Annotated in this window: 7 protein-coding genes; 3 read left to right on the top strand and 4 right to left on the bottom strand. The window is 69.0% G+C overall.

Going from position 1 to position 6,957, the window contains the following annotated elements; genetic code table 11:
- Positions 1–734: 734 nt before the first annotated feature.
- The gene (locus P409_RS22010; RefSeq protein WP_034843704.1) at positions 735–1,601 is read right to left on the bottom strand and encodes a helix-turn-helix domain-containing protein; all 867 of its coding nucleotides are present in this window, start codon (positions 1,599–1,601) and stop codon (positions 735–737) included.
- A 152-nt stretch (positions 1,602–1,753) separates the two neighbouring features.
- Here P409_RS22010 and P409_RS22005 point away from each other — a divergent pair, with 152 nt between their 5' ends.
- The 3 genes from P409_RS22005 to lepB all read left to right on the top strand — a co-directional run bounded on the left by P409_RS22005 (position 1,754) and on the right by lepB (position 4,475).
- The gene (locus tag P409_RS22005) at positions 1,754–2,707 is read left to right on the top strand and encodes a phytanoyl-CoA dioxygenase family protein (protein ID WP_034843699.1); all 954 of its coding nucleotides are present in this window, start codon (positions 1,754–1,756) and stop codon (positions 2,705–2,707) included.
- A gap of 84 nt (positions 2,708–2,791) precedes the next feature.
- Positions 2,792–3,613 (top strand): SDR family NAD(P)-dependent oxidoreductase, encoded by an 822-nt coding sequence (locus P409_RS22000; protein WP_034843697.1) that lies wholly within the window; start codon positions 2,792–2,794, stop codon positions 3,611–3,613.
- 88 nt (positions 3,614–3,701) lie between these two features.
- Positions 3,702–4,475, top strand: a complete 774-nt coding sequence (lepB, locus tag P409_RS21995; protein ID WP_034843694.1) for a signal peptidase I — start codon at positions 3,702–3,704, stop codon at positions 4,473–4,475.
- Between the two features lie 119 nt (positions 4,476–4,594).
- Here lepB and P409_RS21990 read toward each other — a convergent pair whose 3' ends face one another.
- From P409_RS21990 to P409_RS21980, 3 genes are read right to left on the bottom strand one after another with little or no spacing between them, the layout of a single operon-like run.
- The gene (locus tag P409_RS21990) at positions 4,595–4,942 is read right to left on the bottom strand and encodes a RidA family protein (protein ID WP_034843693.1); all 348 of its coding nucleotides are present in this window, start codon (positions 4,940–4,942) and stop codon (positions 4,595–4,597) included.
- Positions 4,943–4,970: 28 nt separating this feature from the next.
- Positions 4,971–5,942, bottom strand: coding sequence for an adenosine deaminase (locus P409_RS21985; protein ID WP_052121148.1), 972 nt, complete (start codon positions 5,940–5,942; stop codon positions 4,971–4,973).
- Positions 5,943–5,953: 11 nt separating this feature from the next.
- Positions 5,954–6,883: a DMT family transporter gene (locus tag P409_RS21980; protein WP_052121146.1), complete on the bottom strand. Its 930-nt coding sequence runs from the start codon at positions 6,881–6,883 to the stop codon at positions 5,954–5,956.
- Positions 6,884–6,957: the final 74 nt, after the last annotated feature.

The raw sequence follows: 6,957 nt of genomic DNA, 5'->3' as shown, positions 1-6,957 counted from the left end.
ACGCTCGGCGTCCGCCTGGCGCTGGACGGCAACCGCCGCTTCTTCGCTTCGCTCGGCTTCACCGAGGGCGCGCTGCACGCCCATCCCGGCTATGAGAAGCCGACCTGGGTGGAGATGACGAAGGCGATCGGGTAGAAAAGGTTGCTTTCGACCCTTTCCGACGGGTCAAAGGCGGGGGGTGCCCCGTTGATACCCACTCGAGGTCCGCGGATACTTTTATTGCCCGAGCCAGTATCCGTCGACCTTATTGGTCGCCTTATCAATTGTAACCGTTAGGCCGCCACCTATCATAACAATTGGCTCGCCACGAGCAGTATATCTATTATTGGCATTGGCATCATAATATTCTACTATCCATTTGTCTCTGCTTGCCCAGACGTGGCGGTCTGGATATTCATGGAGCTTGCTGGGATCTCGCTTGGAGATAAATCAGCAGTGGCGACTATGTGTTGTTTAGAAAAATTTACGCCTGAGCTCTGCGGGATCGACGCTTCACAGCCACTCAATAGCAAGAACGCGCCAAAAGATGCTTGCAGAACCGATGGAATTCTACTTACTCGCGCCTCCAGGCGGCAGCCGATGATTAGATTACTGGTGCTCCTCCGGTATAGCAATCGCTCTGGTGCAATGCAGATTCTCACTCTTCTCGGAGGATGGCGGACTTCGCTGACTGCCCTTTGCAGACAATCCGAACCTGCCGGACCGTCCGCCTAGCTGCGCCAGTCGCGACGGCCTCACCCCCGAAAGCTGCGACGGAACTCGCGCGGGGTCATAGCCTTCAGCGCCCGGAACTGGCGGTTGAAATTGGCGATGTTCTGGTAGCCGATCTCGTCGGCGACATGGGCGATCGGCCGGTCGCTGTTGATCAGCAGCGAGCAGGCCTGGCCGATGCGCAGCTGGGCCACGTAGCGCGACACGGTCAGCCGGGTGTGGCGGCGAAAGAAGCGGTGGAAGGCCGAGGGGCTGAGGCAGGCCAGGTCCGTCAGCGCCGCGATCGGGATCTCGTCGCGATAGTGCGCATGGATGTGGTTCAGCACCCGGTCGATCCGCGCCTGCTCCGGCGCCGCCACGGCGGCCGGCAGCGGCGCCGGGGCGGGCCCAGCGGGCACCCGGCCCTCGTCCCGCGCCAGCGCGGTCAGCACCTCGATCAGCCGCAGCAGGCGGCCGGCGGGGTCGAGCTCCGGCATCGCCTCGATCGCCGGCCGCACCGAAGCGGCGGCAGGGGCGGAGAAGGCGAGGCCGCGCCCGGCCTCATCGAGGATGCGCCCGACCGGCCGCAGCTCGGCCAGCGACCCGACCAGACGCGCCGCCCAATCGAGCGAGAACCACATCACCAGGGCGATATGCGGCCGGGCCGGGTCGATCCGCTCGCGCGAGCACCAGGTGTGCGGCAGGTTCGGGCCGACCAGCACCAGGTCGCCGTCATCGTACTGGCCGAGATGGTCGCCGACATGGCGCTGGCCGCGGCTGTTCAGGGTCAGCGTCAGCTCGAATTCCGGGTGGTAGTGCCATTCGAAGGGGATGGCGTCGTCCAGCCGCCGGTTCAGCAGCGTCCAGGACGCGTCCCCCGGCACCGTCACCTTCTCGAAGATCGGCTGCATGGCGAAACTGATACGCATGGGCGGCCGGGGTGTGGCCGGACGCGACTTTAGTATCAGTTTTTGGCAGGCGACGCCAACATGGTGCAATCGAACGGCGCTACAGTCCCGGACATGGACGGCCGAACGCCGCACCGCACAGGGAAGACGCCGAGATGGACCGCTATCAGTACGGGGACAACCGGCCGGGCAACGCCTCGGTCTCCTACGCCTTCGACACCCAGCTCAAGGATATCGAGAAGACGCTGCCGCTGCGCGTCCTGTCCGCCGAGGACTGGCAGCACTGGATCACCTGGGGCTATGTCGTCGTCCCGAACGCCGTCCCGGCCGAGAACATCCGCCGCACCCGCGACCTGCTGTGGGAGTTCCAGGAGATGGACCCGGCGGATCCGGAGAGCTGGACCAGGCCGCAGCTCCGCGACCATGCGATGAAGGAGCTGAACAACAGCGGCATGGTCGAGATCTACAATCATCAGTTCCTGTGGGACAACCGCCAGCACCAGCGGGTCTACGACGCCTTCGTCGACATCTGGGACACCGAGCGGCTGTGGGTCACCATCGACCGCGCCAACCTGAACCCCCCGAACCGCCAGGCCCGCGGCTTCAACGGCTTCATCCACTGGGACGCCGACACCTCGCTGACGCCGCTGCCGGTGAACTGCCAGGGCGTGCTGTCGCTGGTCGACACCGACCCGGAGATGGGCGGCTTCCAATGCGTGCCGGAGCTGTTCCGGACGCTGGAGGCATGGCGCGAGACCCAGCCGGCCGACCGCAACCCCTGGGCGCCGGACACCACGGGCTTCGAGATCAAGAACGTCACCATGAAGGCCGGCGACCTGCTGATCTTCAACAGCCTGCTGGCCCACGGCATCCGGCCGAACCGGTCGCAGGACCGGGTGCGGATGGCGCAGTACATCTCGATGACCCCGGCCGATGAGGGCAATGCCGAGCTGCGCGAATGGCGCGTCCAGTCCTGGCGCGACCGTGAGCCGCCGAAGGGCTATGCCTTCCCCGGCGACCCGCGGGAATGGGAGAAGACCCGCTACGAGCGCGCGTCGCTGACCGAACTGGGCGAGAAGCTGCTCGGCCTGGCCTCCTGGGACGAATAGCGGGCGCGCCGGGTCAGGCCGGTCCTGGTCGATCCTCCGGGCCGTCCCCATCTCCCTGGCGGGCAGACGGAAGGAGTCCGCGGCATGGACCTGCACGGCAAGACCATCCTGGTCACCGGCTCGACCGACGGCGTCGGCCGCTGGGTCGCCCGGCGGCTGGCGTCCGACGGCGCGCATGTGCTGCTGCACGGCCGCAGCGAGGAGCGCGGCCGGGCGGTGCTGGAGGCGATCCGGGCCGAGGGCGGCAGCGCCGAGTTCCTGCCGGCCGACCTGTCCTCCCTGGCCGAGGTGCGGCGCCTGGCCGAGGCGGTCCTGGCGCGGCACGACCGGCTGGACGTGCTGGTCAACAATGCCGGCATCGGCACCGGGCCCAGCCCGCGCCGCGAGACCAGCGCCGACGGGCACGAGCTGCGCTTCGCCGTGAACTACCTCGCCGGCTTCCTGCTGACCCGGCTGCTGCTGCCAGCCCTGCGGCGCGCCGCACCGTCGCGGATCGTCAACGTCGCCTCGGCCGGGCAGCAGGCGATCGATTTCGACGACGTCATGCTGACCCGCGGCTACAGCGGCGTCCGCGCCTATTGCCAGGGCAAGCTGGCGCAGATCCTGTTCACCTTCGACCTGGCGGAGGAACTGAAGGGCAGCGGCGTCACCGCCACCTGCCTGCATCCGGCGACCTACATGGACACCACCATGGTGCGGCAGAGCGGCACGCATCCGATCAGCACGGTCGAGGAGGGTGGTGAGGCGATCCTGGCGCTCGCGGTGTCGCCCGAGCGGGAGGGCGAGAGCGGCGTCTATTTCAGCGGCCGGACCCCGTCGCGCCCGCTGGCCCAGGCCGAGGACCCGGAGGCGCGCCGCCGCCTGCGGATTCTGAGCGAGCGCCTCACCGGGCTGGAACCCGGCTGAGCCACCGGCCCATGGCGGAATCATGTCCCGTTCTTAACTTGTCCGAAGCCGGACGCGGCGCGAAGGTCACGGGCATCGGAGGTGTGCCATGGCGACCGACACGGGCTCGAAGACTGGCGGCAGCGCCCGGCGCTGGCTGCGCGGCGCCGGCGAGCTGGCGGCGCTGCTGCTGGTGATCGCGGCCGCCAAGACCGCCATCGCCGAGCCCTTCTACGTCCCCTCCGGCTCGATGGAGCCGACGCTGCAGATCGGCGACGAGCTGTTGGCGGCCAAGTTCAGCTACGGCTACAGCGCCGCGTCGCTGCCCTTCGGGCTGACCGTGCCGGAGAGCGGCCGGGTGCTGGGCCGGCTGCCGGCGCGCGGCGACGTCGTCGTCTTCCGCTGGCCGGGCGACCCGTCGCAGACCTGGGTCAAGCGGGTGATCGGGCTGCCGGGCGACCGCATCGCACTGCAGGACGGTCGGGTCTGGATCAACGGCGCGCCGGTCGGGCTGCGGCCGGACGGCGAGGGCCGGGTGGAGCACGACAACGGCGCGACCGTGCCGGCCGTGCGGATGATCGAGACCCTGCCGGGCGGCGTCAGCCACCCGGTCTTCAAGCTGTACCGGCACGGCCCGCTGGACGAGATGGCGGAGATCACGGTCCCGCCCGGGAACCTGTTCGTGATGGGCGACAACCGCGACAATTCGGCCGACAGCCGCCTGCCGGTCAGCGCCGGCGGCGTCGGGCTGCTGCCGGTCGGCGACCTGGTCGGCAAGGCCGAGTTCGTGGTCGGGTCCTGGGATCTCGGCCGCGCCTCGCAGCCGGTCTGGACCTGGCCCGCCGGGCTGCGGCTGGACCGGTTCCTCTCGGCGATCGAGTGAAGGCGCTCGCCGTCATTGCGAGGAGGCGAAGCCGACGAAGCAATCCAGGGGCCACGCCGAGCGGCCCTGGATTGCTTCGCTGCGCTCGCAATGACGGTCCTTTAAAGGCCGCTGGGTGATCAGATCGCCGCGGTGACCTGGATCTCGACGCGGTATTCCGGGCCGGCCAGCTTGCTCTCGACCGTGGCGCGGGCCGGGGTGTTGCCGGGCGAGACCCACTTGTCCCAGGCCGCGTTCATGGCGGCGAAATCGGCGATGTCGGCCAGCCAGATATTGGCGGTCAGAAGCTTGGTCTTGTCGGTACCGGCCTCCGCCAAGAGCCCGTCGATCGTCGCCAGGATCTGGCGGGTCTGCTCGGTCACGTCCGGGGTCGGGTTCTCGGCCACCTGGCCGGCCAGGAAGACGCGGTCGCCATGGATGACGGCCTGGCTCATGCGCGGCCCGACGCCGATGCGCTTGATGGTCATGGGTATCCTCTCTCTGCTTCGGTGGGGATCAGGAGTCGAGCCTGGCGAGAAGCCCGGCCCGGGTGGGTTCGTCGACGAAGGCGGCCTGCAGCGCGGTGCGGGTCATCTGCCGCAGGGCGGCCTCGTCGAGGCCGAAATGCCGCTCCGCCACCGCGTATTCATGGCCGATGGTGGTGGCGAAATAGGGTGGGTCGTCGCTGTTCAGCGTCACCTTGACTCCGGCCTCCATCAGCTTGCGCAGCGGATGGGCGCGATAGTCCGGATAGACCTTGGTGGCGATGTTGCTGGTCGGGCAGACCTCCAGCACCGTGCCGCGGTCGGCCAGCTCGCGCACCAGGGTGGGATCCTCGATCGACCGCACGCCGTGGCCGATGCGGGTCACCGGCAGGCGCAGCGCCGCCCAGACGCTCTCCGGCCCCGCCGCCTCGCCGGCATGGACGTTGCAGGCCAGCCCGGCCTCCTCATGCGCGATGCGGAAGGCCTGGGCGAACAGCCGCGGCGGGAAGCCGGCCTCGTCACCGCCCATGCCGAAGCCGGTGACCAGCGGGTGCGGGTGCTTGGCCGCCAGCTTCGCCACCTCGACCCCGCGCTCGGCCCCCAGATGGCGGACGCAGGTGACGATGATCCGGGATTCGATGCCGGTCTCGGCCCGCGCATCCTCGATGCCCTGGACGATGCCGTCGAGATGGCCCTGATACGACAGGCCGGCCGCCGCGGCATGGTCGGGCGAGGACATCAGCTCGACATAGATCGCGCCCTCGGCGGCGCAGGCCTTGAGGTACTCGTAGGTGACGTCGCGGTAGTCCTGCGCCGTCTTGATCACCGTGCTGGCGACGTCATAGACCTTGAGGAAGTGCAGGAAATTGGTCCAGGCGAACTCGCCCTTGGCGTCGAACAGGTCCGCCGGCAGGGTCATGCCGTGCCGCGCCGCCAGGCGGCGGACCAGGCCCGGGCTGGCCGCGCCCTCCAGATGCAGGTGAAGCTCCGCCTTCGGCAGCATCGCGCCCTCCGTCATGATGCCGGGACCCCGCTCTCGCCGCCGGGCGATCTGGTCCGCGTCTCGCGGTGCAGGATGTAGAGGCCGCTGGCGACCACGATCGCCGAGCCGACCCAGATCCACAGGTCGGGCACGTCGCCCCACAGCATGAAGCCCAGGCCGACGCCCCAGATCATGCCGGTGTATTCGAACGGCACCACGATCGACGGCGTGGCCACGCGATAGGCCTGCGCCATCATGATCGCGCCGATGCCGCCGAGCAGGCCGAGCACGGCCAGCAGCCCGGCATCCGCCCAGGTCGGCGTGACCCAGACGAAGGGCATCTGCACCCCGGCGACCACGACGACGACCATGGTAGAATAGAAGATCATCGCGGCATTGGTCTCGGTGCGGCTGTACAGCCGCACCATCACCATCGACAGGGCATAGGCCGCGGTAGCGAGAAGGGCGACGGCAGCGCCGCCGCCGAAGCTGCTGCCCTCGCCGCCCGGGCGGATCATGATCAGCACCCCGGCGAAGCCGACCAGCACGGCCAGCCAGCGCCGCACCCCCACCTTCTCGCCCAGGATCGGCACCGACAAAGCGGTGATGAACATCGGGGCGGCGAAGCCGATGGCGTAGGCGTCGGCCAGCGGCATCACCGCGAAGGCCCAGAAGAAGCCGAAGGTGCCGACCACGCCGGCCAGGCCGCGCAGGAAATGCGCCCCGACCCGGCGGGTCCGCAGCGCCGCGATCCCCGGCGGCCGGTAAAGCAGCACCAGCGTCGGGATCAACCCGATCGATGCGCGGAAGAACACGATCTGGGCGATCGGATAGCCCGCCGACAGCCATTTGATCATGGCGTCCATGACGCACAGCACGAAGACGCCGCCGGCGTAGAGCGCGATGCCCTGCGCCGCCGACTGCCGTGCCTGCGGTGGGCCAGCCACGGCCTGCGCGCCCATGCTCAGGCGATCCGCTCGGCGACCAGCGCCGGCTGGGCCGGCGCCGCGTCGGCCACGGCCATGGCGGCGCGGAT

The sequence above is a fragment of the Inquilinus limosus MP06 genome (genome assembly GCF_000767795.1).
In the GTDB taxonomy this organism is placed as follows: Bacteria; Pseudomonadota; Alphaproteobacteria; order DSM-16000; family Inquilinaceae; genus Inquilinus; species Inquilinus limosus_E.
This window is presented reverse-complemented; position numbering and strand designations above follow the sequence as displayed.